A 25,806-nucleotide genomic window follows, 5' to 3' on the forward strand; every position below is an offset into this window, starting at 1 on the left:
TTTTATCCGCTCCATCGTAAGTAGCACCTCAAAGCGAGCTCAAGCTCCTAAGGATGAGCTTATCAACGAGTTGTTTATCATCATTACAGAAACCAAGCAGTTGACGTTCCGAATATTGCACATCTTGACTGTGTGGGTTTGGCCGGTCTTTTAATCCGTAATGATGTATCCGTGCGATACGCTGCACTTTGCCGGTAAACTCCACCACGGCGCTGTTTTCACGGCCAGTGGCTTTCATGTAGCGGCTTGTTCGAAGCTTCTGGAACATAGCCCGTTTAATCCGCCCGGTCTTAGCCCTGAGCGGCTGACGCTTTCGCGCCTGATAGGGTGAGCCGTTCGGGGCTTTTTGCAGCTTGATACGTTGCTGTTGCGACTTGCGCAGCTCCTTTGCTATCTCCCCGGCCAACTTCCGGCGCGCCGCCGGTGACAGGGCAGAAATCAGACCATTGAGCCTGTCATCAAAGGGTTTAAATTCATTCATCCCATTTACTCGCCAGCTCCCCATCAAGATAGAGCTCTTTTGGACGGGTGACGGGCTCCGGCAGCGGCGGCTCAGAGGCATAGCTTACGTGCAGCGCGCCGTTTTCCTCTTTGATGATGGTGCGCTCGGTGAGCTGCAGGCTGATACTGATATCGACGCTGTCCCCGTCGTTCAAATCCATCTGGAAACGGTAGCCCTTTTTGCGGCCGTCATCGAGCGTGCAAATATCCGGCTGGTTTTCCCTGAGCCATGCGGCCACCGGCACGAAAATCAGGTCAGGGTCGCCCACAAAGTCACACACGATCACATTCAGGGTATAAATTTTCTCATGCGACAGCGAGGCCGCGAGCCGCGCGTCGATATTCCCCTCATCGGCAAAGATGCGCATCATTTCGGGGTTTGTTTCAAGCTGCGGAACGGCTTTAATCAGCGCTTCGCGCAGGCTGCGTGCTTTCTTCATCGAGTTTATCCTGACAGTCTTTGACGGTTTCAACCTGCAGCGCGCAGGCGGCGAGCGCGTGCTCGAGCCTGCGAATATCGGCGCTCAGGTCACCATTAGTGGCCGGGTCGCTTCCCGGCATCGGGCAATAGCTCACCTTCGGGCAGGCGCTGTAAACAATGACCGGCGGAGGCACAGGCGGCGCGGGTGTGCAGCCGACGCACAACATCAGGCAGCTCAGCGCTATACCAGCGGCGTAAGGTTTCATTCTCATTTATCAGCCTCGTAATGGTTTCTTCACGCCGCACGGCCATCGCACCTGCGGCCAGCAGTTCGCCGCGTAAACTGACCTGCGCGGTTTCATTTCGCCTGGCAATTCCCTGCGAAACGGAAAGCTGATTTTTCAGCATTCCGATCGCAGTTTTTTGTTCCGTGGCGACCCTGTTTGCCCGTTCAAACGAGCGCGTCAGGTTGCCGTTTTCATGACGCTGCCAGAGCACACCCGCCATCAGCGCGGCCAGTAAAAACAACATCACTTTCATTAAATCCCCCTGAGGCAGTAGGCACGCTCACGCGCGCGGCGGTTTTCCAGCCCTTTGTTAACTTCGCCATTCACGTAAACCCAGCGGGTGAGCTGGTCGCACGCCTGCGGCCATTGCTGGCGTTTGATAAACGAGACCAGCGTCGACCGGCAGGCCGCGCCGGTTCCCACGTTGAATGAAAAGCTGACCAGCGCGTCGTAAACGTGCGGCGGCATTTTCACCGGCGCACATACGGCCAGACGTTTCTCGACGTTCAGCACATCCGCGACGAGGTTCGCCGCCGCCTGTCGCTCGGTGATTTCCCCTTTTGGCACGACGCCTGCAGTGTGGCCGATGCCTGACGTCCACACTCCCGCGCTGCACTGGTAAGGCGTCAGGCGACAACCTTCGAGGTCGGCAATCAGCGCCAGCCCCCCGGGCGAGGTGTTAAGCAGACGAAAGTCAGGCATCAGCGCTGCCAGCGCCAGCACGGCGGCCACACTGCATTTTTTAACGATTGATTTCACGAATAGCCCCTTTATCGAGTCCGAGCGATGTCAGATAGAGGTACGTTTTGCGCTTAAACCAGTAGTTCGTCAGCGCGGTAAAAATGGCGCATCCGCCGCCCACGTAAAGCGCCATCTTTTCGGGGGACATTGCCCCGACATACGCCAGCCCCACGGCCAGCCAGTAGGCGATAAACGTGGTGATTTTTTCCATGCTCAGTCCCATAGATTCACCGTTTCGGTTCTGGCCGCGCTCTCGGTCTCGGGCAGCTCTACTGCCGTGCCGTGTGGCAGGATCACACCGAGCTCGGACAGGCCGGGATTAGCCTTTAAGACGGTTTCGACCACGCCCTCAGTACGCCCGTAATACCGGGCGCAAATTGCGTCGAGGGTGTCGCCCTGCAGCGCATACGCTTTCATCAGATTTGCCCCACAATGCAGCGCGCTTTGTCCTGGATGCGCGCCACAGACCAGCGCATATCCCGCCACATTTCATCGATAGTGCTGTCGATGCTGTCGGCTTTTTTATCCCCTTTGCCGGTCGCATCCACGCCGCGAAAACGTTCATAAAGTGTGGCCGTCGTCATCGAACACACGGCGTTGAAGTAGTGGAAAACGCGCACGCTCTCGCCGTCGAGCTCGTCGGTCGGGACATCCGCCAGCGTGGCGTAACCGGCATCGAGCTGACTTTCGCGCCAGTCGCTCAGCTCCGCGTTAGTCTCCGCAATGGCGGTCTTAATCGCCCGGCGCAGGCGCACGGGGGAAACGGTCTGCTCCAGTCGCATTTCTTCCCGCACGCGCTTCGGATCAACGTCAGGAAAAAACGGGGTGTTTTTGATTACCGGCTCGCTCACGCCCGGTGGCGGTATCACCACGCCCGGCACATCCTGCGGCTCTTTTTTTGGCTCAATAATCAGCGTCGTCATGACAACCTCGGGTAATGGGTGGGCGGTGGACGCCGGTCGCAGTCAGGGCAATTGATACCCGCATTGACCGGCGTGCCGCCCGGCTCGGGGAGCGCTCGGTTAACCTGCGGCTTTTGCCGCCTTTGGTGGACGCCCGCGCCGTGCCGCCGGTTTGGCGGCAGGTTTGCGCGTGCGCGGTTTAGTCGTTTTGGTTTTCGGTGCCGGTTCGGGTTTTGGTCTGAGCTGACGCTCTAACTGCTCGATATCCTTTTTCACCCCGATAGTGCTTTCTAACTGGATCGCACGCTGCAGGTGCGCCAGCGCCTCGGGCAGTTGCTCCACATCACGCAGCACGTAGCCGGTGATTTTGTGCAGCTTCGCACGCACGATATCGGGCATATCCGCGCGTTCAGTCAGCGCGATAGTGTCGAGCAGGTTCGCCAGATTGACCGGCTGCTTTGCCGCCAGCAGGCGCTGCGCTGCGAGCGCGACCTCTTCGGCCAGCAGGCACGGCGTCGGACGGCGACCGACCGGCATTGTGAGGCCGTAGGTCATGGCGTAACGGGCGATTTCCAGCGCCCCGGCGATATCGTCAGCATCGAGACGCCAGAGCATCACCGTCATGACAATGTCATCCTGTGCGCCTTTGCCGTTTTCGAGGACGCCTGCGACCCACGGCAGGTAGAACGGCAGCAGCTCGCGCTTTTTCGCGGCTTTGCGCTCTTTAGAGCTGATTTGTTTTAGCGTGCGGTTGTCTGCGGCCAGCTTAACGAGCATCTGCTCATAGGCAGTTGCGTTGCGCAGCGGGACGGCAGCCCGCTGCGCTGTTTCAGAGGCCGAGACCCGCATCATGTGACGCGCTGCGGGACTCGTCATGGCTTACTCTCCGCTTTCCGGTGCTGCAGGTGCGGTGAAGTCACCGAGCTTGATGTTTTCAATCAGGCAACCGGCGGCGTAAGCCTCGACCACATAGTCAACATTCATTGACTCGTAGTTTTCGATGCGGTCTTTCTTCGGGTTTTCGATGATGCTGCGACGGTGCGCGTCATCCATGAAGTAGACAGACAGGTTGTCGAGACGCGTCACCATCAGCGCATCTGCCGGGAAGTAAGGCACGCGCACGGCTGGCAGGTTGCCGATTCGCTTCTGGCTGATGATGATGTCAGCGGCCAGCGACTCGGTGTTTGCCTGCTCTTTGTTGACGATCGGGAAATATTTATCCGCCATCAGCTTACGGCCAGTGATGACAACCAGCTCCGGGTCATCCTGATAAATCTCGTCAATCAGGTTGCCGGTGGCATCCATGACCAGCGCATCGAGGTTCGCATAGTCGCCGTTTTTACCCACTCGGATCACTTCAGAAATCACCGCACCTTCTTCGTCAGTGATTTTTGACATCACGCGCGCTGGCGCTTCATTGCGGTACTTCTGCAGCCAGCCGATCGCCACGTCCTGCAGCATCGGATTCTTTTTGCGGTCGGACGTCGCCGCGCGCTCGATGCCGTTGAAACCGGCCATGATGAAATCGAGGGACTGACGTTTGATGATGGCGTCACGGATACGGGTCTGGAAGTCCTGGAATCGCGCCCACAGGTCGAGCTGTTTGTAGCGGATATGGAAGTCAAAGTTAATCTGGTCGCACTCGTATTTATTGGACTCCAGCGCGGTAAAGTCAGCGGTCTTACGCTCATCATCACCGGCGGTGTCGGCGGTACTCGCAATCGTACCGTTAACGCCGACGCCGACTTTTTCGCCTTTCAGCTCGTCAACCGGCACGATGTTGATTTTGGTCAGAAACGCGGATGACATCTGCAGGGTGGTCATCAAGGTTTGCGTGACCGATGGCTCGACGGTGAATTTCTTCGCCACGTCATCGGTGGAAATACCGTTCAGTTCCGCGACGCGGGACAGGTAGGCATTAAATTTGAAACGGGTATCTTTACGCATGGTTTTTCCTGTTCGGGTAAAAGGGTTCAGGCCGGGCAGCACGCCCGGCGCGTTATCAGCAGTTGGTCAGCAGCTCGTCGCCTGTACCGCCTTTTGAAAGCTCGCGGCGCGGCTGGCTCTGGCTTTCGGTGTTATCGAGGGAGCTTTTGAGGGCGTTAAACGCCTGCGCGCTTTCTTCCGCTTTGCTGGTCACGTTCTGCTTAAGCAGCGCAAAAGCGGTCTCCAGCTCGGTGATGCGCTGGTCGGTGGCGCTGAAATTGGTTTGCACCTGCTCGGTGATGGTGGTCACCGCCTCATGCACATCCGCGAGACGCGCGTCATCGCTGACCTGCTTCCGGCTGAAAATGGCCTTAACCATATCGGTAAGGCTGTTGAGCATGGTGTCGGGAACGTCCTCAAACTCCAGCTCAGCCAGTGAGGCGACAGAAAAAACGTCGTCCGGCTGGTCTTTTTTACCGGCGAGCGGGTTCTGCGCGGCGCGGCTGCAGAATTCGAGGTATTCGGTGCCGAGACTTGCCGGGTCATCGGTGACGGCAAGGCCAACGAGGTAACATTTGCCGCTGTTGGCAAAGTTCGGGCGGATCTCCATGGAGGTGTAAACCTTCTGCCCGGCCTTAACCATGCTGACCAGCTCGTCTAGCGGGGCGATTTTGCCAAACAGCGCTTTTTTGCCATCGAGCGCAGAGCCATCGCTGATAATCTCCGCCTTAAGCTCGGTCACATCGCCATAACGTTTAAACTGGCTGTCAGGCATCAACCCCCGGATATGTTCGAGGTTAATGCGGCAGCCGTAGACGCGCGGGTCGAACGTGTCTGCCATATCCTGAATATCATCGCCGCTGATGACGCGGCCATCGCAGGTGTCACCCTCGACGCCGATACGAAACCATTTAGAAACTTTCTTTGCCATTGTTCAGATGTCCTGAAGTTGGGTTTTCGGGTCGGGGTTAGTTTCCCGACTCTGACCCGTATCAGCCACCGCTTACGATCTGATTAGATCTGACACAACAGGCACTTAGCGCGAATAACCCCCTATTTCCTTAGCCTTGCCACGTCATACCAAAAACGAGGCAACCATGACCATTTCAACTGACCTTTCTCTGTTAAATGACCCGCGACGACAGGCGCGGCTGTTGTACTGGCAGGGGTTCGCCGTGCCGCAAATCTGCAACATGCTGCAGCTCAAGCGCCCGACCGTGCAGAGCTGGAAACAGCGGGATGGATGGGAAGAAACCGCGCCGATTAACCGCGTGGAATCAACATTAGAGGCGCGGCTTATCCAGCTCTACGCTAAGCCAGACCTGACCGCGCATGACTTCAAAGTCGCGGATTTTTTGTCGCGCCAGATGGAGCGGCTCGCGCGCATTAACCGCTACGGCCAGACCGGAAACGAGGTGGATTTAAACCCCAATATCGCCAGCCGTAACAAAGGGGATCGCAAAAAGCCGAAACGCAATTTCTTCAGTGATGAAGCGATTGAAAAGCTGGAAGAGATTTTCTTCGACCAATCGTTTGACTATCAGCTCCGCTGGCATAAAGCGGGATTAGAGCACCGCATCCGCCACATCCTGAAATCCCGCCAGATTGGCGCGACGTTCTACTTTGCGCGTGAGTCACTCCTGCGCGCGCTTAAGACCGGGCAAAACCAGATATTTTTGTCGGCCAGTAAAACGCAGGCTTACGTGTTCCGTAAGTACATCATCGCCTTTGCCCGTCTGGTTGACGTCGACCTGTCAGGCGACCCGATCGTCATCGGTAACAATGGCGCTGAGCTGATTTTTCTCGGGACCAATTCCAACACCGCGCAGAGTCACAACGGGGATTTGTACGTCGATGAAATTTTCTGGATCCCAAATTTCCAGAAGCTGCGCAAAGTCGCCTCGGGCATGGCCTCGCAGTCGCACCTGCGCACCACCTATTTTTCGACGCCGTCGACGCTGGCGCACGGCGCGTACCCGTTCTGGTCAGGCGAGCTGTTTAACCGTGGCCGCAGTAACCGCGACGAACGTGTCGACATCGATATCAGTCATCAGGCGCTCGCAGGTGGCGTGCTGTGCGGTGACGGCCAGTGGCGGCAGATTGTTACCATTGAGGACGCGCTCGCCGGTGGCTGCACCCTGTTTAACCTCGACCAGCTTAAGCAGGAAAACAGCGCGGATGACTTCCGTAACCTGTTTATGTGCGAGTTCGTCGACGACAAGGCGTCGGTATTCCCGTTTGAGGAGCTGCAGCGCTGCATGGTCGATGCGATGGAAGAATGGGAGGACTTCGAGCCGTTCGCCGAACGTCCGTTTAACTGGCGACCGGTCTGGATTGGCTACGACCCGTCACACACCGGCGACAGCGCAGGTTGTGCGGTACTGGCTCCGCCGTTGGTTGCCGGTGGCAAGTTCCGCATCCTTGAGCGTCACCAGTGGAAAGGCATGGACTTTGCCGCGCAGGCCGAGGCCATCCGGGCGCTGACCGAGAAATATACAGTCGATTACATCGGCATCGATGCGACCGGCATCGGCCAGGGTGTTTACCAGCTCGTGCGCTCATTCTTCCCGGCGGCGCGCGCCATCCGCTACACGCCGGAAATGAAAACCGCAATGGTGCTGAAAGCAAAAGACACCATTCGCCGCGGGTGTCTGGAATACGACGCCGGGGCAACCGACATCACGCAGTCATTTATGGCTATCCGCAAAACCATGACCAGCAGCGGCCGCAGCGCCACCTACGAAGCCAGCCGCAGTGAAGAGGCCAGCCACGCGGATATCGCGTGGGCAACCATGCACGCGCTGTTAAACGAGCCGCTTTCCGCCGGTAGCGGTATGCAATCAAGCTCAATTCTGGATATTAACTAAGATGAAAAAGCGCCAAAAGAAACAGCCAAAACAGACCAGCATGACGGCCAGCACGTCGCAGAAAATGGAGGCGTTCACCTTTGGTGAGCCCTCCCCCGTTCTGGATCGCCGCGACATTCTCGACTATGTCGAATGCATCAATAACGGCAAATGGTACGAGCCGCCGGTCAACTTTTCGGGACTGGCAAAAAGCCTGCGTGCCGCCGTGCACCACAGCTCCCCGATTTACGTAAAGCGCAACATTCTGACCAGCACCTTTATCCCGCACCCGTTGCTGTCGCGTCAGGACTTCAGCCGCCTTGTGCTTGATTATCTGGTCTTCGCCAACGGCTATCTCGAAAAGCGCATGAGCGTGACCGGCCAGCTCTTTAAACTGGAAACCTCCCCGGCCAAATACACCCGCCGTGGTGTAGAGGATGGCGTTTACTGGTACGTGTCGGACTATACGCACCCGCACCAGTTCGCACCCGGTTCGGTGTGCCATTTGCTTGAGCCCGATATCAATCAGGAGCTCTACGGGATGCCGGAATACCTGAGCGCGCTCAATTCCGCCTGGCTGAATGAATCCGCCACGCTGTTTCGTCGCAAGTATTACCAGAACGGCGCGCACGCGGGTTACATCATGTACGTGACCGACGCGGCGCAGAGCAGCACCGACGTTGAGGCGCTGCGCTCCGCGATGCGCGACTCGAAAGGGCTCGGAAATTTCAAAAACCTGTTTTTCTACGCCCCGAACGGGAAACCGGATGGTATTAAGATCGTGCCGTTGAGTGAAGTCGCCACGAAGGATGATTTTTTTAACATCAAGAAGGTAAGCTCCGCTGACCTGCTCGATGCGCACCGCGTGCCGTTCCAGCTCATGGGCGGCAAGCCTGAAAATATCGGCTCGATGGGGGATATTGAGAAGGTGGCTCGGGTATTTGTGCGTAACGAGCTGACACCGCTGCAGGAGCGTTTCAAAGAGATAAACGACTGGCTCGGGATGGAGGTGATCCGCTTTAAGGATTACACCATAGAGACCGACTAAGCCCCGCCCAAAATGCCGCCTGCGGGCGGCACATCCTCAGAGCAAGCTAGCCGCCGCACACGCGACGCAACCCCGCCACCGCCTACGATTCGACCTCATCGCTCAGCGCGCCGCCACGGCGCGCACAGACGCGCAAAATAAATCTTGTCACCACGTCTGGCGCGCAGTGCTATCCCCGCCTCGCCTGCGCGCTTAAAGAGTCGCTTTTAATGCAGGTGCATTATGTGCTCTAGCCAGCTTCAGGGCTGGCAGAGCATACTTGTTAAATTATTCAGGATTACATGCAAAAAAATGCAGCATATTTATGCATCCAGTTTACGAATCAGCTTGCCGTCATTTTTATCGAAAGATACTATCTTGTAGTTGTGTCCTTTCAATGCATCAACAAGCACACTTTCTTCCTCTGATGTCGCAAAAATTATTTGTCCACCATTTGATGCAGATCTCGCTGCATCTCTCAATAACTCTGCAAAACTCACCTTATTTGCCTCTTGCTGACGTGGCTCATCAAATATAACCAGCCCAGGATGATTTGTAGAATATGCTCTACCAACAGAGAACAAGCTCAATAAATACCCCCAGATAATTCGTATTCCGTCACTAGCCGAAGTATCAAAACCTATATCATACCCCTCTCTAGTAGGGAGATATGTATCTTCTGAGATACTAATAAGACTTGCATCAAAGCTGGTAAAGTTATATTTATTAAGTCTATTTACCATTCCTAACTTAAGTGAATTCAACTTCTCAACATCTTTATTTGAGAGTACGCTCTGCGGCAATGCTTTTCTTTTAGAAACAAGCTTGATGTATTTTGAGTGCAATGTATTTAATTCAAGCTTTATTTCAGCTAATGCAGCATAGGCATTAGTTATATTTTCAATTGAATTTTCTAAATTAATCTTTCTTCTCAAAATATCTTCTTGTAAAGCAAGCGATGAATCATCTCTTTTCTTTAACCTATTAATATCAACTTTTAGGGCAGCGATTGCCTCTTGTGTTTTTATCTGCTCAGTAGTTTTAAATTTAAGTTGATTCTTGCTATCTTCCAAAACAAACTCAAAAGCTTTAATCTGATCTTTGATGAAATTCAAACTGCTTTCATAAGTCATGAGATTATCTTGCGGTGAAAGGTCTAACAAGTTATCACTATAATGAGCGCCACAAGTTGGGCACTCATTACTGTTCAAATGAGTATTATCAAAAACTGTTGAGGAAGCTATCTTTTTAAGATCTTCATATTTTCTTTTATCATCTAAAAGATTATTCAACCTGTCCGTTGTAGAATTAATCTGATGTGATATATAGCTCTTGTGATCACTTATTTTTTGCAAATCGAGCTCTAATGAATTAATTTCATCCAATTTAGAACTAATAATACGTACAACCTCTTTCTGAAGTCTTTCATCATCAACAGGGCTAACATACTCATTATTAAGACTTTTTAACTGGCTTTCGAGTTTAGCCCGGTAGTCAATCGCTGCGATAATGGTATCTTTTTCCTTTAAAATCAGATCCATTTTATAAGTATCAAACTTTACTTCGGGTTGTTCAGGAATCCCTGAAACAATCGCAGAAACTTTCGCTGCAACAATCTCGGCATTATGCCTTACAAGCTTCCATTGAAAACCAATAGCTTCTATATCATTTTTTATAGCGCTACGTTCCAAAATATTGTCATTTACATCTAAGGAAAGTAAGAATTCTAAAGCCCTTTTCTTTGATTCCTTTATGCCAAATTGAGTTGGTATTGTAGCAAGGATAGATGACCAACCTTTTTTCTGTTCAACAAACCATGCAGGGAAAAGAACCGACGGATATAAGGGGGTGTCTTTACCATTATGATTTGGAACCTGTGGTAGATTCCAATCAAGGAACTTAGAAAACCAAAAATAAAAGCCTCGCTCTCTTTTAGCATCCCCTTCAAGATGTAAAAAATATGAACCAGTGCTTTGATCGCCGCCAGAGCTAACCTCATTAATAGTTATGAGATTGTCAGTCTCAAAACCCGCTATATTTCTCTTTAGTTTCGCAACAGTATTTTTATTATTTTTTATTGTCAATTCAACATATGATTTAATTACACTAACTTCTTTACCATCCTTATTAGTAAGTACTCTAGTTAAAGATGGGGGGAATGGTATCTTTGCACCACCTAATCCTAAAGCTTTTTCCATTCCAAGAGCATAAGCAATCGCATTCATACATGTTGATTTACCATGTGAGTTTTCAACACGTAAAAGAAAAAGTCCATTTGAGAAAGGAATATCAATACCATATAATCCATCGATGGTATTGACTGTTATTTTAAGAGAAATTATTTCAAAAGACATATCATCCCACCTGAAATATTTTGGTTATATTAGTCTCTGTCAAACCTTTTTTATGTTTTCCTAAGACAATACGTTCCTTTTTAAAGACATCTAATGCGAGTAAATTGACAGCACAAATATTACCTTTATCTGTCAATTTCATCTTGTCATTTTCGCGAGTGAGAAAACCATCGGCCAGTAAAAGTTCAATTGCCCTATCCAAAGTCGGATCCATTCTGACTTCAGGCTTAACACTATCTTTATTCAAAACCCAAAATGCAAAATCAGTGATGTTTTTTTCTGACTTTAACAACCAATTGACAACATGAAGTTTTTTCAAAGTGCATGAACCCGTTCTCGCAGCGATAAGTGAGAATATTATTAAAACAAGGCTAGAACGCCACATAGGTCTCATTTCACATGGAAGATGTTCAGGCCTCCGGGTAAATGTGAAGGGCCGTCCAATGATATCTTCTATTTTAATATTCATTTTTCACCTTGTTAAAAATCTAAAGGACACCTAATTAGCCAATCCGCTATTACGCCCCAATTTATTTTTTCTAAATCTGATTCTTTGAGCGTAGGTATTTCCTTTTCGATATTTGCTTTAAGAACTTCCATTTGCTTCAGCATCTTCTCGGCAGGTTGTGCACTTGAGGAAGTAAGCATAGAAAGTCCAACTAAGTTAGTTTCTCTTTGCTGAATGCATTTATATACAACTTCATAAATATCAACCCAATTCTGCTTTAATTCATCTATAAGATTTTGATAATCAAGATATTTTTGTATTATGAAATGCCTGTAAGAGTCCTGTACTGATTCCGAAGGGTTAATTTTTGGAAGTTTCAAATTCAATTTATCCAAAAAATCAACATTCTCATTAATAAATGCTACAGCATTATCAACAGTAGCATTACTAAGATCTAGATTTAACTGATAGTTTGTTCTCCTAAGAAGTGCCCTCTCAGTAACATAGTCACTATCTGTTTGCACCAAAATCTGGAAGTCATCTGCAACATACGGTAATTTGAGTTCTCTTACTCGTAACGATTTTTGAGTGCAATATTGCGTAAGCTTTGCAGATTTACTATAAGGTGTTGCCAAAATCCATCTACTAATTTTTGTATCGCCGAACAACAGTTCAAGATCAGCTTTGTATTTAGTTGTGAATTTTGAAATGTCATTATTTATTTTTTTTCGCTGTGCTTTAACAAGTTTTTCGATATCGCTTGATTGCTCGGGTAAGTAGCATTGAAAAACATGCCCTGATAGGGTGTAACACTCAATGCCGAAATCACCATTTTGCGAATCAGGCAAATCGCAGCAATTAGCTGGCTTATAGTGTAAACGGATAATGCTCTTAAAATATTGCTCCCATACTTTCGGGTCGCTGTTCGGATCAGTAAACATTCCTAGTCCATAGAAATTACTTTTTCAGAGTATAACCCCTTGTTCTATAGACAGTAAACCCAAACGCTCACATTTACAGCATTGAAAGTAACTATATCAACCACAAAACAACTGTACATGCACACAGTTGCTTTTCCTAGCCATTTCTGCAATATTTTTATATATATCGCATTAACCCTATGTTTTCCTTACACTTAACTCAGAACCCTACTAAACATCATTTTTAACCATTCGACACAAGCAATAGAACTCATTCAATTTCATGTATAAACTATTCAAAATGGATTAATTTGCAATTGTAGAACAAATTACTTTAAATAATTAGAAATGATGTATTTACGGCTCACTTCATATCTAATTAAACCACACTACCCCCATTGATTTTCTTCACCTTGGATGGTCGAGTCACCAGAACAGATTTCGTCATGCTCAACTCCTTTGCTCCGCCCTTTTCATAACATAAGTACTTCAATCCATCTCTAAGTACCGTCACGACCTCGGGGTCATCCCATCCTATAACGCCTCTATCAACCAGATTTAACACCGCTGCGGCATGCTCAGACGGCGTAGGCGTCATAACTGGGTCATCCCCGACTTTCATCTTTCCACAGTTATTGACAGGACTCCGAGGCGCGGCAGAGCCGCTTTTTAAGGTCAAAGGCTCAACGGCCAAAACCTTTGGCACGATTCGCCATTCGGCTGTACGGGTTACATGGACACGGTGAGCCCCGAGGTGAGGGGCATAAATCCCGACAATCCTCTCGATATCTTCCTCATAGTCGTTGACCTCATCCGTCACCTTACGGGCAACCCTTACGGCCTGAGCATCACGCGGCATGTTTGCCCCACCCTGCGCGATGATGTACCGCTCAAAGTCCCCTTCATCTGCAGCAGCTCGCGCGGCTTCAACCCTGTCGTCAAACTCGCTGGCAATACTCACCCCGCGCGGCAGCTTGCGCAATTCGCGGTAAGCGCCCATCGTCGGGAGACCAATCGGTTTAAACTGCGGGATGCGCCATGTAGACGCCCATGCGGTGACGGCTGCGGCCGTATCTTTCAGAGGCTTGCCGGTGTCGTGATCGAGCTGGCCGTCGAGCGCGTAACCGTCGATATTTTTTGCAATGTATTTAGCGATATAACCCGCCGCTCCGCCCTGATTAAGATGGCGTGACTCAAAGCGCTGTTTTGACGCGCCCTTTTCGTGTCCGTCCTCTTTGAGGGCATAACGACGCATAATTTCGTTAATGGCTTTACGCTGACCGGGTTTGCAAAAAAGCATCATGTGCCAGTGTGGCGTGCCGTCGTGGTGCGGTTCGACAACGCGCATCCCGTAAACATCTAAATCGTTATCTTTGAAAGCTGTACGCATCAGGCTCCAGATTCGGCATAGATAGCGCTGGCCGTCTTTGGGTGTGAATGCTGTTTCGTTCCAGCCGTGATTGAGCTGCACCGTTTTGCTTTCACCTTTGCCAACCTGACGGGTCGGGTGATACTTCGATGGCGTGGTCAGCGTGATAAACATCCCCACGTCACCAACGCTGGTCGCGTAGCGTTCAATCCCGGCGATAGTATTCATCAGCTCCATACGACGTATTTCAGGGTTCGAAATACTCCCCATGACCTTGCTTATGAGGTCAATACGTTCGCCAGTGATTTTGTTTTCCAGTTCGCAGGATTTCAGGTATTCGAGGTTAGCTAGGCGGCGCGCGTGAACATCGCGGATCGCCATTTTGCTTGCGTAAGGTGAACGGTCTTTGTTGACCTCACCTGCTGCGATGAGCAACGCCTCGCGCCAGCGCATCCGCTGAGCCTTGAGCTGGTTGTCCCACCACTCGTCTTTAATAAGCCGTGAAATAGCGGAAAATGCCATGCGGATCGTCATCTGACCCTTACGGAATTTTTTCCAGTACATCGGGGTGATGTTAAATGCGCGAGCAATACCGGCCACTTGCCCGTATAGGTGCGACTGAGCTTCATCGGTGAAAAGTGTCTCTTTCCCGCCGTGAGCCTCCGCCCATGCGTCGCTTAACTCCTCGTATTTGCTCCAGAGCTGCGAGGCAATTCTGGCCGCAAACTTCCTGAGCTCTTTGTCATTCATATCTGGTAAGCGCGCATACTGGTCGCGCTCGGACAGAAACCCAATCGAGGCGGATTCATTCATCCCGCACAGCTGATTAACACGCTCAAGACGCGGCAGCAGCTTGCGCTCAAACGTGTTTTTAAGGAAATACAGCCCACCCAAAGGGCTCTTTTTACGGCGGATGAAGTTATAACGCGATGTAAACAGCGTTTGCAGGAAAAACGGCAAACGGTCAATACGGTTTAAAACACCTTGCACCTGACGGAGTTCGGCACGTGTAAGGGGTCTGTCGCGGCCAATGGCCTCTTTGTTGACGTTATTCCAGGGATAAGCACCAACGAATGAATCACTGGTGCCCTTCAAAAATGGTGGTGGTGGCGAGGGGGCAATACGCCCCCGAGATTCGATGGACATACTATTTAAAGGCGTCCAGACATTGCTTCCCCAGGCGTTCAATTCGAGCTTCCAAAGCTGAGAAGCCAATAAGATCGCTGGTCAAAAGATCATGCAATATCAGGCCTGAGATAAGCTTAGGGATAGTTGGGTAGTAACCCACAGCGTCCAGCCAATCCTTGCCTTTGTTCTTCCCGGATGTTGCGGTCTTCTTCTCCTGCAAAATGAATTGATAACGGTCACTGGTGATGACGTATTGGTTATTAATCTCGATGCGTATGCTCATTCTGGCTTCCTTTTAAAAGTGGTTAGCCCGCTCAATCGAAAATTGAGTTGTGCAGATTTGCCGACTCTTGGCCTAATAACTCGATAATCTCGGTACGATTGAGCTCAGACTTGCTGATATGCGCGATAAGCCCGTCAAATCGAGAAGAGAAACGTGTCGCGAGGTCGCGCTGTGCTTCGTTTACTGCCTGCCCCAGGAGAGCTGAAAACATGCCATCTGGTACTATGTTTTGTGTTTGCATTTGCCTATCTCCAGACAAAAGGAGTCCCCACGCTGTAAGGCGCGTAATAAAACGAATCCAGATTAATTAATGTAAATACTGCTCAGGTTTTACCGAGGTTAAAATTGTTGGTGCGTACTCAAAAAGGCTAAACAGTTCTCGCAAAGCGCGGAAAAGTTTGTCACGCCAATAACAGTCCTCTTCATTTAAACGCCAGTGCGGCATCATAAATTCCTGTTCTGTCAGTCCCGCATGAAGAAACAATGAGCGCCTTTGGCTAACGGTCAGGCGACTGATGAAAGTTGCTTTTGACGAGCCAATTTGGCGGGGACGGGCAAATGCATTTCTCAATTCATCAAGCGCACAAACAAGACGCTCACGGTCTGCTTCGGTCATTTCCTCTAAGCGCATGACCGAGTGACGCTGTTTTAATTGAGCGTGGAAACAAACCGTAAGACGCTCCCGCTCCATCATCTGATTGTAAAAATCACAGGTATCCTGCCAGCGAGGCTGAGCCAAATACTTGCAGACCAGACCGCGAAGCGCTGTTGGTTGTTTCTGGATCACGTCCAGTGTCATTACCGTCATAACCACAGTCCTCTCTTTTTGACCAGCCGACGAAGCTTCTCGATAACCCCCGGCTTTCGGGTTCGGATGATGATGCCCTTACGTCCACGACCATGAGTGATAGTGAAGTTGATAGAATTAGGACTTTCTCTTCGAAGCAACTGTGCAATACAGCGAGGTTCACTATTCATACTGGCTCTCCTAATCCGAGCCACATCAGCCAACCATCACGAATTTCCTTCGGGCGGCTGTCATATGCCATCTTCATACCCTTGTTCCATGCAGGCAGATAAACCCAATATTCCCCTGCGCGCCCACTCGTTGACTGCGGATCAGTCATCTCGACAACAGGAAGCTTGCCCTTTTCAATCATGCCTTTAACGGCTGCAGGTGTTTTACCAATAAGGCGCGCGAATTCCTGATATGGAACGGCGTCGCTCACACTATCAATGACCCTATTCATTTGTGAGTATTCCTCGTTAGTGTTTTAATTGCTCCTAATGGCTATTAATTGCCATATTGGAGCCATTGGTTTGCGATAACGAATTAAAGATTACTCCGTTATCGTTTTTCTATCAATAGTGGAGTGTTAATTACGATGATACCCGTAAATGAAAAGCTAGCGATCATGCGTGAGTCAGAACGTATGAATAGGAAAGAATTCAGTGACTTAACAGGCGTTCCATACAGCTCTCTTTCGAGTTACGAGAAGGGTGTAAAAGATATGGGCATACAAGCGGTGATGAAGATTTTGAATCATCCTCAGTTCAAAAAATACACTATGTGGTTCATGACAGAGACGATATCACCTGAAGCTGGGCAGATTGCACCGGCTCTCGCGCACTTTGGGCAGCAGACAACAACGTCATCCCACTCAGACCAGAAAACTGGCTAACTATTTATGGCGCTTATTTGTGCAGTAAATGCACAGTTAGTTTTTGCTATTTAAATCAGGAAATTGAAGTACGCAGTAACATCATCGGGAGGCTTTATGTCTGTTAAAAAGCTCGATGATGGTCGATATGAAGTGGACATTAGACCGACTGGGCGTAACGGAAAACGCATCCGTCGGAAGTTCGACAAGAAAAGCGAGGCGATGGCTTTTGAAAAGCATACTCAATATAACCATCACTCAAAGGAATGGCTTTCAAAACCAACGGACAAACGCCAATTGTCGGAACTGAAAGAGTTATGGTGGAAGCTGAAAGGTAAACATGAGGAGCACGGTCAATCGTATCTCAGGAAAATTGAGCGTTTCGAAACGATGACCGGAAATCCGTGCGCTTTCCAGATCACCAAGAGCCTGATAACGCAATATTGTGCTCAACGCCGGGGTGAAGGTATTAAGCCAACTACCATCAACCGCGACCTGATCACGCTAGGTGGGATGTTCACAACCCTGATTGAGTCAGAACTGTATAACGGTGAACATCCATTCAGGGGATTCAAAAAACTGAAAGAGCAGACAGCCGAAACGGGCTATCTCACTCTTGAGGAAATTGACGCCTTACTTGCTGCGCTCTCAGGTGATAATCGTAAAATTGCGGTTTTGTGTTTGAGTACCGGGGCAAGATGGGGAGAAGCTGCGCGATTGAAGGCGGAGAATGTGATTCATAACCGGGTGTCTTTCGTTAAGACGAAAACCAACACACCGCGCACGGTCCCGATCTCTGATGACGTTGCGGCTTACGTAGTCGGCAAAGCACGAGGCTTTCTGTTTCCTGAGGCCAGTTATGCTGAATTCAGGCGAATCCTCAAAGAAGTTAAGCCCGACTTACCGGCGGGGCAAGCAACACATGCTCTACGACACTCTTTCGCCACGCACTTTATGATTAACGGGGGCAATATCATCACACTGCAGAGGATCTTAGGTCATACGAAAATTGCGCAGACAATGGTCTATGCGCACTTCGCTCCTCAGTACCTGCAGGACGCGATTTCGCTTAATCCGTTGAAGGGTGCTAATGGTGGTCAGAGTGTCCACAATGTGTCCACACCCTAGCCGCTTTTTATGGCTTTTGACTGCTAGTAGTAAAACGTGAAGCCTTGTCTGGCGCGGCTTTCCAGCTACGCCAGACATTAAAAAGGCTCCCTCAGGAGCCTTTCAAACCATCAATGTAGCGATGCCAACCTCGCAGCAAACCCGACAAAAAGCAGCCCTATCAGCCCGTTCCCCAGCTTTGCCAGTTTCTTTTTCGTTTTCAGATAACGCGTGACAAACGCGCCTGAGAAGATCAGGAAGCTCATATACATGAAGCTTATCAACTCCAGCGTCGTCGCGAGGATCAGGAAAGAGGTGCCGGTGCTCTGCGCATTCACGTCAATGAACTGAACGAAGAACGATACGTAGAACAGAATCGCTTTGGGATTGGTCAGGCTTAACACCAGCGAACGTTTCATGATCATACTGGCCGGTTCAGGGCCGCTCTCATGCGCGTTTTTCTGGCGGTTCACCACTGACCAGAGCATTTTGCCGCCCAGCCAGAGCAGATAGAAAGCCCCGAGATAGCGCACGATATTAAACAGTACCGGCGTGGTCTGGATTAATGCCGCGACGCCCGCCCAGGCCAGAAACATCAGCACCGCATCGCCGATAAATACGCCTGTGGCGGCAAGATATCCTTTTTTAACGCCGTGACCGATCCCGGTTTTTAGCACAAACAGGGTATTCGGCCCTGGCACCAGCACGATAAAAAACGCGCCGACAACATACGTCCAGAAATTCAGTACGCCAAACTCCGCAAACACTTCTCCCTCCTTTTGCTCAATACAGCAGGAATAGCGCTGCAAATACGCTACTCCTAAAAATCAGACGCTATAAAATCAGCGGGCACCGGTTACGGTGCCCTCATGGATTCAGATATCCTGGACTGCGAACAGCAACGCATTGCGATGCCGGGTCAATCCACATTTTCTGATGGCGTGAATACGCATATTGCGGCGGGATTGTGCTTCCAGCCAACGAGCCTTGCGACGACTCACCTGTCGCAACATGCGCCAGCGCCCTACTTCTGTTCTACTGCGCTTCATGTCTACAACTCTTTCTCTAACACTTTTTCTCTAAAAGAAAGGCCATTATAAACCCAACCCGGCAGCAAACCAGCGCTTTTACCTGGCGTTTTTATTTGCCAGATGAATCCTGATGCGTACACTCATAACAATACGCTTTCAAAAGGATTTTTTTACCTATGACAACCTTCTACACCGTGGTGAGTTGGCTGGTCATTCTGGGATACTGGCTGTTAATCGCGGGTGTGACATTACGCATCCTGATGAAGCGCAGAGCCGTACCCTCTGCCATGGCCTGGCTTCTGATCATTTATATCCTCCCGCTGGTGGGAATTATTGCCTATCTCTCTTTCGGTGAGCTTCATCTGGGTAAACGCCGCGCCGAGCGCGCCCGTGCCATGTGGCCCTCCACCGCGAAGTGGCTGAACGACCTCAAAGCCTGCAAACATATATTTGCCGAGGAGAACAGCAGCGTCGCCTCCTCACTGTTTAAGCTGTGCGAGCGCCGCCAGGGGATTGGAGGCGTTAAGGGCAATCAACTGCAGCTGCTGACCTCGTCCGACGACGTCATGCAGGCGTTAATCCGCGATATTCAGCTGGCTCGCCATAATATCGAGATGGTTTTTTATATCTGGCAGCCCGGCGGGATGGCTGACCAGGTCGCTGAGTCGCTGATGGCCGCCGCGCGGCGCGGCATTCACTGCCGCCTGATGCTCGACTCCGCGGGTAGCGTGGCATTTTTCCGTAGCCCGTGGGCCGGCATGATGCGTAATGCCGGGATCGAAGTGGTTGAAGCGCTGAAGGTGAATCTCCTGCGCGTGTTTCTGCGCCGGATGGATCTCCGCCAGCATCGCAAAATGGTCATGATCGATAACTATATTGCCTACACCGGCAGTATGAATATGGTTGATCCACGCTTCTTCAAGCAGGACTCGGGCGTAGGTCAATGGGTGGATTTGATGGCGCGAATGGAAGGTCCGATTGCCACCTCGATGGGCATCGTTTATTCCTGCGACTGGGAGATTGAAACCGGCAAGCGTATCCTGCCGCCACCGCCGGACGGCAATATTATGCCGTTTGAAGAGGCCAGCGGTCACACCATTCATACCATTGCTTCAGGGCCGGGCTTCCCGGAGGACTTAATTCATCAGGCGCTGCTGACGGCAACCTACTCGGCGCGTGAATATCTGATCATGACGACGCCCTACTTTGTCCCCAGCGACGACCTCCTGCACGCGATTTGTACCGCCGCGCAGCGCGGTGTCGATGTCAGCATCATTTTGCCACGCAAAAATGACTCCCTACTGGTGGGCTGGGCCAGCCGGGCATTCTTCAGCGAACTGCTGGCCGCAGGCGTAAAAATTTACCAGTTTGAAGGCGGATTGCTCCACACCAAGAGCGTTCTTGTCGACGGTGAGCTGAGCCTGGTGGGCACGGTCAACCTGGACATGCGCAGCCTCTGGCTAAACTTTGAAATCACGCTGGTCATTGATGATGCCGGCTTTGGCGGCGACCTTGCGGCGGTGCAGGATGATTATATCTCCCGCTCGCGGCTGCTGGATGCCAGACTGTGGGTAAAACGTCCGCTGTGGCAGAGAATTGCCGAACGACTGTTTTACTTCTTTAGTCCGTTGCTGTAAAACGTGCCCAACGATGTTAAACAGGTAGTCATCATGGAAATGGATCTGAACAATCGCCTGACCGAAGACGAAACGCTCGAGCAGGCCTATGACATTTTTCTCGAACTGGCGGTTGATAACCTCGATCCCGCAGACGTGATCCTCTTCAATCTGCAGTTCGAAGAGCGCGGCGGCGCCGAATTGTTCGACCCTTCAGAAGACTGGGCTGAGCATGTGGATTTCGACCTGAATCCGGACTTCTTTGCCGAAGTGGTGATTGGGCTGGCCGATGAAGACGGCGGCGAAATTAACGATATTTTCGCGCGCGTTCTGCTCTGTCGAGAGAAAGACCACAAGCTGTGCCATATTCTCTGGCGCGAATAATAAAAAAGGCTGCGATTGCAGCCTTTTTTATTTACTCCGGTAATTTACTGCCGCAGCGGTGACAAAACCGCGCGTCGTGTTCATGTTCGCCCTGCTGGCAATGAGGACACTTGCGCTGCTGCTTGCGGCTCTGAAAGGCGCTGCTCATGTGTGTGGTAATAAGTCCCGTCGGGATCGCAATGACCGAATAGCCAATCAAAATCAACACAGATGCCACGATGCGGCCCAGTGGCGTATGGGGCGTGATATCACCGTAACCCACGGTCGTGACGGTCACAATGGCCCAGTAGACGGACGCATTGAGCGTCGTAAAGCCATATTTGGGCCCTTCTATTAAATACATCAGCGCGCCAAAAACAATCATGACGATGGCAATAAAGGAGTAGAACAAAATAAGCTGATGCCGGGCGCTGACGATTGCGCTCCAGAACACGCGCAATGACGGCATAAAGCGCAGTAATTTCAGAATACGTAAGACGCGAATAACGCGCATCGCTCGCCAGGCAAAGACATAGCTCAGGCTGATCTCCGGCCACAGCCACATGACGTAGAGCGGCAGAATGGTGGCTAAATCAATAAATCCCCAGAAGCTGAAAACATATCGGGCCGGGTTGGGCCAGGCTATTACCCGGAGGAGATATTCAGCGGTAAAAACCAGGGTAATCGCCAGCTCAAGCCAGACAAAGATATGCCATTCGTCAAAGGTCAGGTGGTATTGCGTCCCGGCACCCGATTCAATAAAGATGACAACCACGCTGAGGAGCGCAAATAAACCGCACAGACCTTCGAAGCGTCGTCCGGATACCGTTTCAGGATCGAATAAAAAATGATATAGCCGCCGACGGGCTGACGTGAATAAACGCGACACAGTAACCTCGCAAAAAATAAGGGCTGACATCATGTCAGCCCTTGCGATTATAACGGGTCTACTTTCAGGCAGGAAACCGCATGTCGGAAACTGCCTTCGAGAACCGGTCGCGTTTTTGCACATTCCGGCCCGGCCATTGGGCAGCGCGTGCGGAAGACGCAGCCTGACGGTGGGTTAATGGGTGAGGGTAATTCCCCTTCCAGAAGCTGGATGGTTTTATTCTTTTCCAGATCCGGATCGGGGATCGGCACCGCGGACATCAGCGCTCTGGTGTATGGGTGCAATGGATTATGGTATACCTCGTCATAGGTGCCCAGCTCCACGGCATGCCCCAGATACATCACCAGCACGCGGTCAGAAATGTGTTTCACCACGGCCAGGTCATGCGCGATAAAGATCAGCGACAGCCCCATTTCGCGCTGCAGCTTCTGCAGCAGGTTAACCACCTGCGCCTGAATGGACACGTCCAGCGCGGAAACCGGCTCATCGCAGATAATCAGCTTCGGTTCGAGGATCAGCGCACGGGCAATACCAATACGCTGGCACTGACCGCCGGAGAACTCATGCGGATAGCGGTTGATGAGGTTTGGCAACAGGCCGACTTTCATCATCATCGCCTTCACGCGATCGCGCACTTCCTGACGAGACATCTTTGGATGATAGGTCCGCAGCGGCTCGGCAATAATCTCGCCGATGGTCATACGCGGGTTTAATGATGCCAGCGGATCCTGGAAAATCATCTGGATATCGCTGCGCACCTCGCGCCACTCGTCGGGCTTCATGCCCAGCAGATCTTTACCCAGCCAGGCCACTTTACCGTCGGTGGCTTTGACCAGGCCGATAATGGCTCGCGCAAAGGTCGATTTCCCGCAGCCGGATTCACCCACCACGCCCAGGGTTTCCCCTTCGTACAGGCGCAGCGTGACGCCATCCACCGCTTTCAGGGTCTTCGGCGGCTGCCAGAACCACTGTTTGCCGTCTTTAATATCGAAATGCACCTTAAGGTCAGCAATTTCGAGCAGCACGTTGCGTTTTTCATCTAATGCGTTCATACCAGCTCCTCCTGCGGCTTAAAGCAGGCGCGCAGACGGCCTGGTGCAAACTCTTCCAGCGGCGGAGCGCTGTTGCAGATTTCCATCGCGTGCGGGCAGCGCGGCTGGAACGGACAGCCTTTCGGCAGACGCAGCAGGTTTGGCGGGTTGCCCGGAATGGTGAGCAGGGATTCCCCTTCCGCATCCAAACGCGGCACCGCATTCAACAGACCAATCGAGTACGGGTGCGCAGGCTGATAGAAGACATCGCGCGCTTTGCCGTATTCCATGGTACGACCGGCGTACATCACCAGCACTTTGTCGCAGATGCCGGCCACCACGCCCAGGTCGTGAGTAATCATGATAATCGCCGTGTTGAACTCGCGCTTCAGCTCGTTCAACAGGGTCATGATTTGCGCCTGAACGGTAACGTCCAGCGCGGTGGTAGGTTCATCGGCAATCAGCAGCTTTGGCCGGCACAGCAGCGCCATCGCAATCATCACGCGCTGACGCATACCGCCAGAAAATTCGTGCGGGAACATGCGCATACGCTTACGCGCTTCCGGCATTTTCACCGCATCGAGCATTTTGACCGACTCTTCAAAGGCCTCCGCTTTGCCCAGGCCTTTGTGCAGCATCAGGACTTCCATCAGCTGCTCGCCTACGCGCATATACGGGTTCAGCGAGGTCATCGGATCCTGGAAAATCATCGAAATCTGCTCAGCGCGCAGCTTGTTCAGCTCGTGTTCCGGCAGGTTAAGGATTTCACGACCGTTGAATTTCGCGGAACCGCCAATAACGCCGTTTGCGGCCAGCAGGCCCATCAGCGCAAAGGCGGTCTGGGATTTTCCGGAACCGGATTCCCCTACGATCCCCAGCGTTTCACCCGCGCGCAGGTTGAAGTTGAGATCGTTGACGGCGGTAACATCCCCGTCCGGCGTTTTAAAGGTCACGCGGAGGTCTTTCACATCCAGCAGAAGATTATTCTGCTGTTGCGCCTGTGGCGCAGTGGCCGTTTCAATAATTGTCATGACGGCGCTCCTTAACGGTCTTTCGGGTCGAGGGCATCACGCAGGCCATCGCCGATAAAGTTAAAACAAAACAGGGTGACGACCAGGAAACCCGCCGGATAAAGCAGCAGCCACGGTGAAACTTCCATCGAGTTTGCGCCATCGCTCAGCAGCGCGCCCCAGCTGCTCAGAGGCTCTTGTGTACCGAGACCCAGGAAGCTCAGGAAAGATTCAAACAGGATCATGCTTGGTACCAGCAGTGAGGCATAAACCACCACCACGCCCAGCACGTTAGGAACGATATGGCGAACCACGATATTCCCGGTGGACACACCGCCAACCTGTGCAGCTTCGATAAACTCTTTGCGTTTGAGGCTCAGCGTCTGGCCGCGAACAATACGCGCCATATCCAGCCAGGAAACCATCCCGATAGCCACGAAGATCAGCAGGATATTCTGGCCGAAGAAGGTCACCAGCAGTATGACGAAGAACATAAACGGGAAGGAGTTCAGGATTTCCAGCAGACGCATCATTACCGAGTCTATTTTGCCGCCGAGGTAGCCGGAAAGTGAGCCATAGAGCGTACCCACGATCACCGCGACCAGCGCGGCAGCAATACCGACCATCAGCGAGATACGGCCACCAATAGCGACACGCACCAGCAGGTCGCGTCCCGAGGAGTCCGTGCCAAAATAGTGGCCTGATTCCATATCCGGCGCGCTGGACATCATGCCCCAGTCGGTGTCGAAATAGGTAAATTGCGACAGCATCGGCGCCAGGGTCACAAACAGCGCGATGACCACCAGAACAACCAGACTGGCAACCGCTGCACGGTTGTGCATAAAGCGACGGCGCGCGTCCTGCCAGAGGCTACGACCTTCTACTTCCAGTTTTTCACTGAAGTTTTCCAGCGCCTCGCTGTTTTTCTTACTCAACATCATGGCGTGCTCCAGCGTTAGTAACGAATTTTCGGGTCGATGACGGCGTACAGCACATCGACAATAGCGTTAAAGAGAATGGTCAGCGCACCGACGAGAATGGTCAGGCTCAGCACCAGCGAATAGTCGCGGTTGAGCGCGCCATTAACGAACAGCTGACCAATGCCAGGCAGGCCGTAGATTGTTTCGATAACCATAGAGCCGGTGATGATCCCAACGAATGCCGGTCCCATGTAGGAGAGCACGGGCAACAGCGCCGGTTTGAGCGCGTGGCGGAAGATAATCCGACGCATCGGCAGCCCTTTAGCGCGCGCGGTACGAATGAAGTTCGAGTGCAGCACTTCGATCATTGAACCACGGGTGATACGCGCGATACTGGCGATGTACGCCAGAGATAATGCCACCATTGGCAAAATCATGAACTTCAATGCCCCGCCGTTCCAGCCGCCGCCAGGCAGCCACTTCAGCGTGATGGCAAATATCATCACCAGTAATGGCGCGACAACGAAGCTGGGTATCACTACCCCGGTCATTGCCACCCCCATTACGGCATAATCCCATTTGGTATTTTGTCTGAGCGCGGCGATAACGCCTGCGGTGACCCCGAAAACGATGGCCAGAATGAATGCCGCAGCACCCAACTTAGCCGAAACCGGGAAGCTGGACGCGACCAGGTCGTTAACGGAATAGTCTTTATATTTAAATGACGGTCCAAAATCACCGTGGGCCAGCTGCTTCAGGTAATTGAAGTACTGGGTGGAGATAGGATCGTTCAAGTGGTATTTCGCTTCGATATTCGCCATGACTTCAGGCGGCAGCGTACGCTCACCGGTAAATGGACTGCCCGGCGCAAGACGCATCATGAAGAAGGAAATCGTGATGAGAATAAATAGCGTTGGAATCGCTTCAAGACAGCGACGTAGGATAAATTTCAACATTGCCCGTACCTTCTGGCGTGTGCCTATATTATGTGACGTTGGTTAGACACCGTGGGGCGAGCATGCCCG

32 protein-coding genes are annotated in these 25,806 nt (G+C 51.5%); 6 read left to right on the forward strand and 26 right to left on the reverse strand.

Annotated features, from left to right (window positions below; genetic code table 11):
• Positions 1 to 28 precede the first annotated feature (28 nt).
• The 11 genes from LA04_RS08150 to LA04_RS08200 form a co-directional block, all read right to left on the reverse strand.
• Positions 29 to 481 carry a phage virion morphogenesis protein gene (locus tag LA04_RS08150; RefSeq protein WP_047651140.1) on the reverse strand — a complete coding sequence of 151 codons (453 nt, stop codon included), beginning with the start codon at positions 479 to 481 and terminating at the stop codon, positions 29 to 31.
• Positions 474 to 941, reverse strand: coding sequence for a phage tail protein (locus LA04_RS08155; protein ID WP_047651141.1), 468 nt, complete (start codon positions 939 to 941; stop codon positions 474 to 476). The genes LA04_RS08150 and LA04_RS08155 overlap by 8 nt, the downstream gene beginning before the upstream one ends.
• Positions 904 to 1,149, reverse strand: a complete 246-nt coding sequence (lysC, locus tag LA04_RS24965) for an Rz1-like lysis system protein LysC (protein ID WP_074173243.1) — start codon at positions 1,147 to 1,149, stop codon at positions 904 to 906. The genes LA04_RS08155 and lysC overlap by 38 nt, the downstream gene beginning before the upstream one ends.
• Positions 1,037 to 1,462, reverse strand: a complete 426-nt coding sequence (lysB, locus tag LA04_RS08165) for an Rz-like lysis system protein LysB (protein ID WP_047651142.1) — start codon at positions 1,460 to 1,462, stop codon at positions 1,037 to 1,039. The genes lysC and lysB overlap by 113 nt, the downstream gene beginning before the upstream one ends.
• Positions 1,462 to 1,968 (reverse strand): lysozyme, encoded by a 507-nt coding sequence (locus tag LA04_RS08170; RefSeq protein ID WP_047651143.1) that lies wholly within the window; start codon positions 1,966 to 1,968, stop codon positions 1,462 to 1,464. Before LA04_RS08170 ends, lysB begins: the two co-directional genes overlap by 1 nt.
• Entirely contained in the window at positions 1,952 to 2,173 is a 222-nt protein-coding gene (locus LA04_RS08175) for a hypothetical protein (RefSeq protein ID WP_001354073.1), read from the reverse strand. Before LA04_RS08175 ends, LA04_RS08170 begins: the two co-directional genes overlap by 17 nt.
• Entirely contained in the window at positions 2,164 to 2,367 is a 204-nt protein-coding gene (locus tag LA04_RS08180; RefSeq protein ID WP_047651144.1) for a tail protein X, read from the reverse strand. The genes LA04_RS08175 and LA04_RS08180 overlap by 10 nt, the downstream gene beginning before the upstream one ends.
• Positions 2,367 to 2,873 carry a head completion/stabilization protein gene (locus LA04_RS08185; RefSeq protein WP_052119535.1) on the reverse strand — a complete coding sequence of 169 codons (507 nt, stop codon included), beginning with the start codon at positions 2,871 to 2,873 and terminating at the stop codon, positions 2,367 to 2,369. The genes LA04_RS08180 and LA04_RS08185 overlap by 1 nt, the downstream gene beginning before the upstream one ends.
• A 99-nt stretch (positions 2,874 to 2,972) precedes the next feature.
• The gene (locus LA04_RS08190; protein WP_047651145.1) at positions 2,973 to 3,728 is read right to left on the reverse strand and encodes a phage terminase small subunit; all 756 of its coding nucleotides are present in this window, start codon (positions 3,726 to 3,728) and stop codon (positions 2,973 to 2,975) included.
• Between the two features lie 3 nt (positions 3,729 to 3,731).
• A complete protein-coding gene (locus LA04_RS08195; protein ID WP_047651146.1) occupies positions 3,732 to 4,799 on the reverse strand; it encodes a phage major capsid protein, P2 family in 1,068 nt (355 codons plus the stop codon).
• Positions 4,800 to 4,854: 55 nt separating this feature from the next.
• Positions 4,855 to 5,709: a GPO family capsid scaffolding protein gene (locus LA04_RS08200; protein WP_047651147.1), complete on the reverse strand. Its 855-nt coding sequence runs from the start codon at positions 5,707 to 5,709 to the stop codon at positions 4,855 to 4,857.
• Between the two features lie 166 nt (positions 5,710 to 5,875).
• On the opposite strand from LA04_RS08200, the gene LA04_RS08205 reads away from it, so the two are divergent.
• Together LA04_RS08205 and LA04_RS08210 are read left to right on the forward strand one after the other, a co-directional pair.
• Complete coding sequence (locus LA04_RS08205; protein WP_047651148.1) at positions 5,876 to 7,645, forward strand: terminase ATPase subunit family protein; 1,770 nt, start codon at positions 5,876 to 5,878, stop codon at positions 7,643 to 7,645.
• Position 7,646: 1 nt separating this feature from the next.
• A complete protein-coding gene (locus LA04_RS08210) occupies positions 7,647 to 8,672 on the forward strand; it encodes a phage portal protein (protein ID WP_047651149.1) in 1,026 nt (341 codons plus the stop codon).
• Between the two features lie 302 nt (positions 8,673 to 8,974).
• Here the strand turns inward: LA04_RS08210 and LA04_RS08215 are convergent, their stop codons facing one another.
• The 8 genes from LA04_RS08215 to LA04_RS08250 form a co-directional block, all read right to left on the reverse strand.
• The gene (locus tag LA04_RS08215; RefSeq protein WP_047651150.1) at positions 8,975 to 11,005 is read right to left on the reverse strand and encodes an AAA family ATPase; all 2,031 of its coding nucleotides are present in this window, start codon (positions 11,003 to 11,005) and stop codon (positions 8,975 to 8,977) included.
• 1 nt (position 11,006) lies between these two features.
• On the reverse strand, positions 11,007 to 11,474 hold the full coding sequence (locus LA04_RS08220; protein WP_052119536.1) for a hypothetical protein: 468 nt from the start codon (positions 11,472 to 11,474) through the stop codon (positions 11,007 to 11,009).
• An 11-nt stretch (positions 11,475 to 11,485) separates the two neighbouring features.
• The gene (locus tag LA04_RS08225; protein WP_047651151.1) at positions 11,486 to 12,394 is read right to left on the reverse strand and encodes a hypothetical protein; all 909 of its coding nucleotides are present in this window, start codon (positions 12,392 to 12,394) and stop codon (positions 11,486 to 11,488) included.
• A 358-nt stretch (positions 12,395 to 12,752) separates the two neighbouring features.
• Positions 12,753 to 14,888 (reverse strand): replication endonuclease, encoded by a 2,136-nt coding sequence (locus tag LA04_RS08230; protein ID WP_235211324.1) that lies wholly within the window; start codon positions 14,886 to 14,888, stop codon positions 12,753 to 12,755.
• 1 nt (position 14,889) lies between these two features.
• Positions 14,890 to 15,153 carry a DUF5405 family protein gene (locus LA04_RS08235; protein ID WP_045630572.1) on the reverse strand — a complete coding sequence of 88 codons (264 nt, stop codon included), beginning with the start codon at positions 15,151 to 15,153 and terminating at the stop codon, positions 14,890 to 14,892.
• A 31-nt stretch (positions 15,154 to 15,184) separates the two neighbouring features.
• Entirely contained in the window at positions 15,185 to 15,394 is a 210-nt protein-coding gene (locus LA04_RS08240) for a DUF2732 family protein (protein ID WP_047651152.1), read from the reverse strand.
• Positions 15,395 to 15,460: 66 nt separating this feature from the next.
• Positions 15,461 to 15,961 carry a hypothetical protein gene (locus LA04_RS08245; RefSeq protein ID WP_047651153.1) on the reverse strand — a complete coding sequence of 167 codons (501 nt, stop codon included), beginning with the start codon at positions 15,959 to 15,961 and terminating at the stop codon, positions 15,461 to 15,463.
• 166 nt (positions 15,962 to 16,127) lie between these two features.
• Positions 16,128 to 16,403 (reverse strand): regulatory phage cox family protein, encoded by a 276-nt coding sequence (locus LA04_RS08250; RefSeq protein ID WP_032658818.1) that lies wholly within the window; start codon positions 16,401 to 16,403, stop codon positions 16,128 to 16,130.
• Between the two features lie 135 nt (positions 16,404 to 16,538).
• On the opposite strand from LA04_RS08250, the gene LA04_RS08255 reads away from it, so the two are divergent.
• Positions 16,539 to 16,835, forward strand: coding sequence for a helix-turn-helix domain-containing protein (locus LA04_RS08255; protein WP_032658822.1), 297 nt, complete (start codon positions 16,539 to 16,541; stop codon positions 16,833 to 16,835).
• A 96-nt stretch (positions 16,836 to 16,931) separates the two neighbouring features.
• On the forward strand, positions 16,932 to 17,942 hold the full coding sequence (locus tag LA04_RS08260; RefSeq protein ID WP_047651154.1) for a phage integrase: 1,011 nt from the start codon (positions 16,932 to 16,934) through the stop codon (positions 17,940 to 17,942).
• A gap of 110 nt (positions 17,943 to 18,052) precedes the next feature.
• On the opposite strand, the gene leuE is transcribed toward LA04_RS08260, so the two are convergent.
• Positions 18,053 to 18,688 carry a leucine efflux protein LeuE gene (leuE, locus tag LA04_RS08265; RefSeq protein WP_023312092.1) on the reverse strand — a complete coding sequence of 212 codons (636 nt, stop codon included), beginning with the start codon at positions 18,686 to 18,688 and terminating at the stop codon, positions 18,053 to 18,055.
• Between the two features lie 108 nt (positions 18,689 to 18,796).
• Positions 18,797 to 18,970, reverse strand: coding sequence for a YciY family protein (locus LA04_RS24350; protein WP_086379783.1), 174 nt, complete (start codon positions 18,968 to 18,970; stop codon positions 18,797 to 18,799).
• Positions 18,971 to 19,128: 158 nt separating this feature from the next.
• Here LA04_RS24350 and cls point away from each other — a divergent pair, with 158 nt between their 5' ends.
• The gene (cls, locus tag LA04_RS08270; protein ID WP_028013424.1) at positions 19,129 to 20,589 is read left to right on the forward strand and encodes a cardiolipin synthase; all 1,461 of its coding nucleotides are present in this window, start codon (positions 19,129 to 19,131) and stop codon (positions 20,587 to 20,589) included.
• A 33-nt stretch (positions 20,590 to 20,622) separates the two neighbouring features.
• Positions 20,623 to 20,952 carry an HI1450 family dsDNA-mimic protein gene (locus LA04_RS08275; protein ID WP_006810881.1) on the forward strand — a complete coding sequence of 110 codons (330 nt, stop codon included), beginning with the start codon at positions 20,623 to 20,625 and terminating at the stop codon, positions 20,950 to 20,952.
• A 31-nt stretch (positions 20,953 to 20,983) separates the two neighbouring features.
• On the opposite strand, the gene LA04_RS08280 is transcribed toward LA04_RS08275, so the two are convergent.
• Genes LA04_RS08280 through oppB form a run of 5 tightly spaced genes read right to left on the reverse strand, consistent with a single transcriptional unit; the run spans position 20,984 to position 25,737 of the window.
• The gene (locus LA04_RS08280; protein WP_047651155.1) at positions 20,984 to 21,853 is read right to left on the reverse strand and encodes an ion transporter; all 870 of its coding nucleotides are present in this window, start codon (positions 21,851 to 21,853) and stop codon (positions 20,984 to 20,986) included.
• 14 nt (positions 21,854 to 21,867) lie between these two features.
• Positions 21,868 to 22,872, reverse strand: coding sequence for a murein tripeptide/oligopeptide ABC transporter ATP-binding protein OppF (gene oppF, locus LA04_RS08285; RefSeq protein ID WP_023312094.1), 1,005 nt, complete (start codon positions 22,870 to 22,872; stop codon positions 21,868 to 21,870).
• On the reverse strand, positions 22,869 to 23,882 hold the full coding sequence (locus LA04_RS08290) for an ABC transporter ATP-binding protein (protein WP_023312095.1): 1,014 nt from the start codon (positions 23,880 to 23,882) through the stop codon (positions 22,869 to 22,871). Before LA04_RS08290 ends, oppF begins: the two co-directional genes overlap by 4 nt.
• A gap of 11 nt (positions 23,883 to 23,893) precedes the next feature.
• Positions 23,894 to 24,802 carry an oligopeptide ABC transporter permease OppC gene (oppC, locus tag LA04_RS08295; RefSeq protein WP_047651156.1) on the reverse strand — a complete coding sequence of 303 codons (909 nt, stop codon included), beginning with the start codon at positions 24,800 to 24,802 and terminating at the stop codon, positions 23,894 to 23,896.
• A 14-nt stretch (positions 24,803 to 24,816) separates the two neighbouring features.
• Positions 24,817 to 25,737: an oligopeptide ABC transporter permease OppB gene (gene oppB, locus LA04_RS08300; RefSeq protein ID WP_008502786.1), complete on the reverse strand. Its 921-nt coding sequence runs from the start codon at positions 25,735 to 25,737 to the stop codon at positions 24,817 to 24,819.
• Positions 25,738 to 25,806: the final 69 nt, after the last annotated feature.

Source organism: Enterobacter sp. UCD-UG_FMILLET (genome assembly GCF_000762975.1).
Classification (GTDB): Bacteria; Pseudomonadota; Gammaproteobacteria; order Enterobacterales; family Enterobacteriaceae; genus Enterobacter; species Enterobacter dykesii.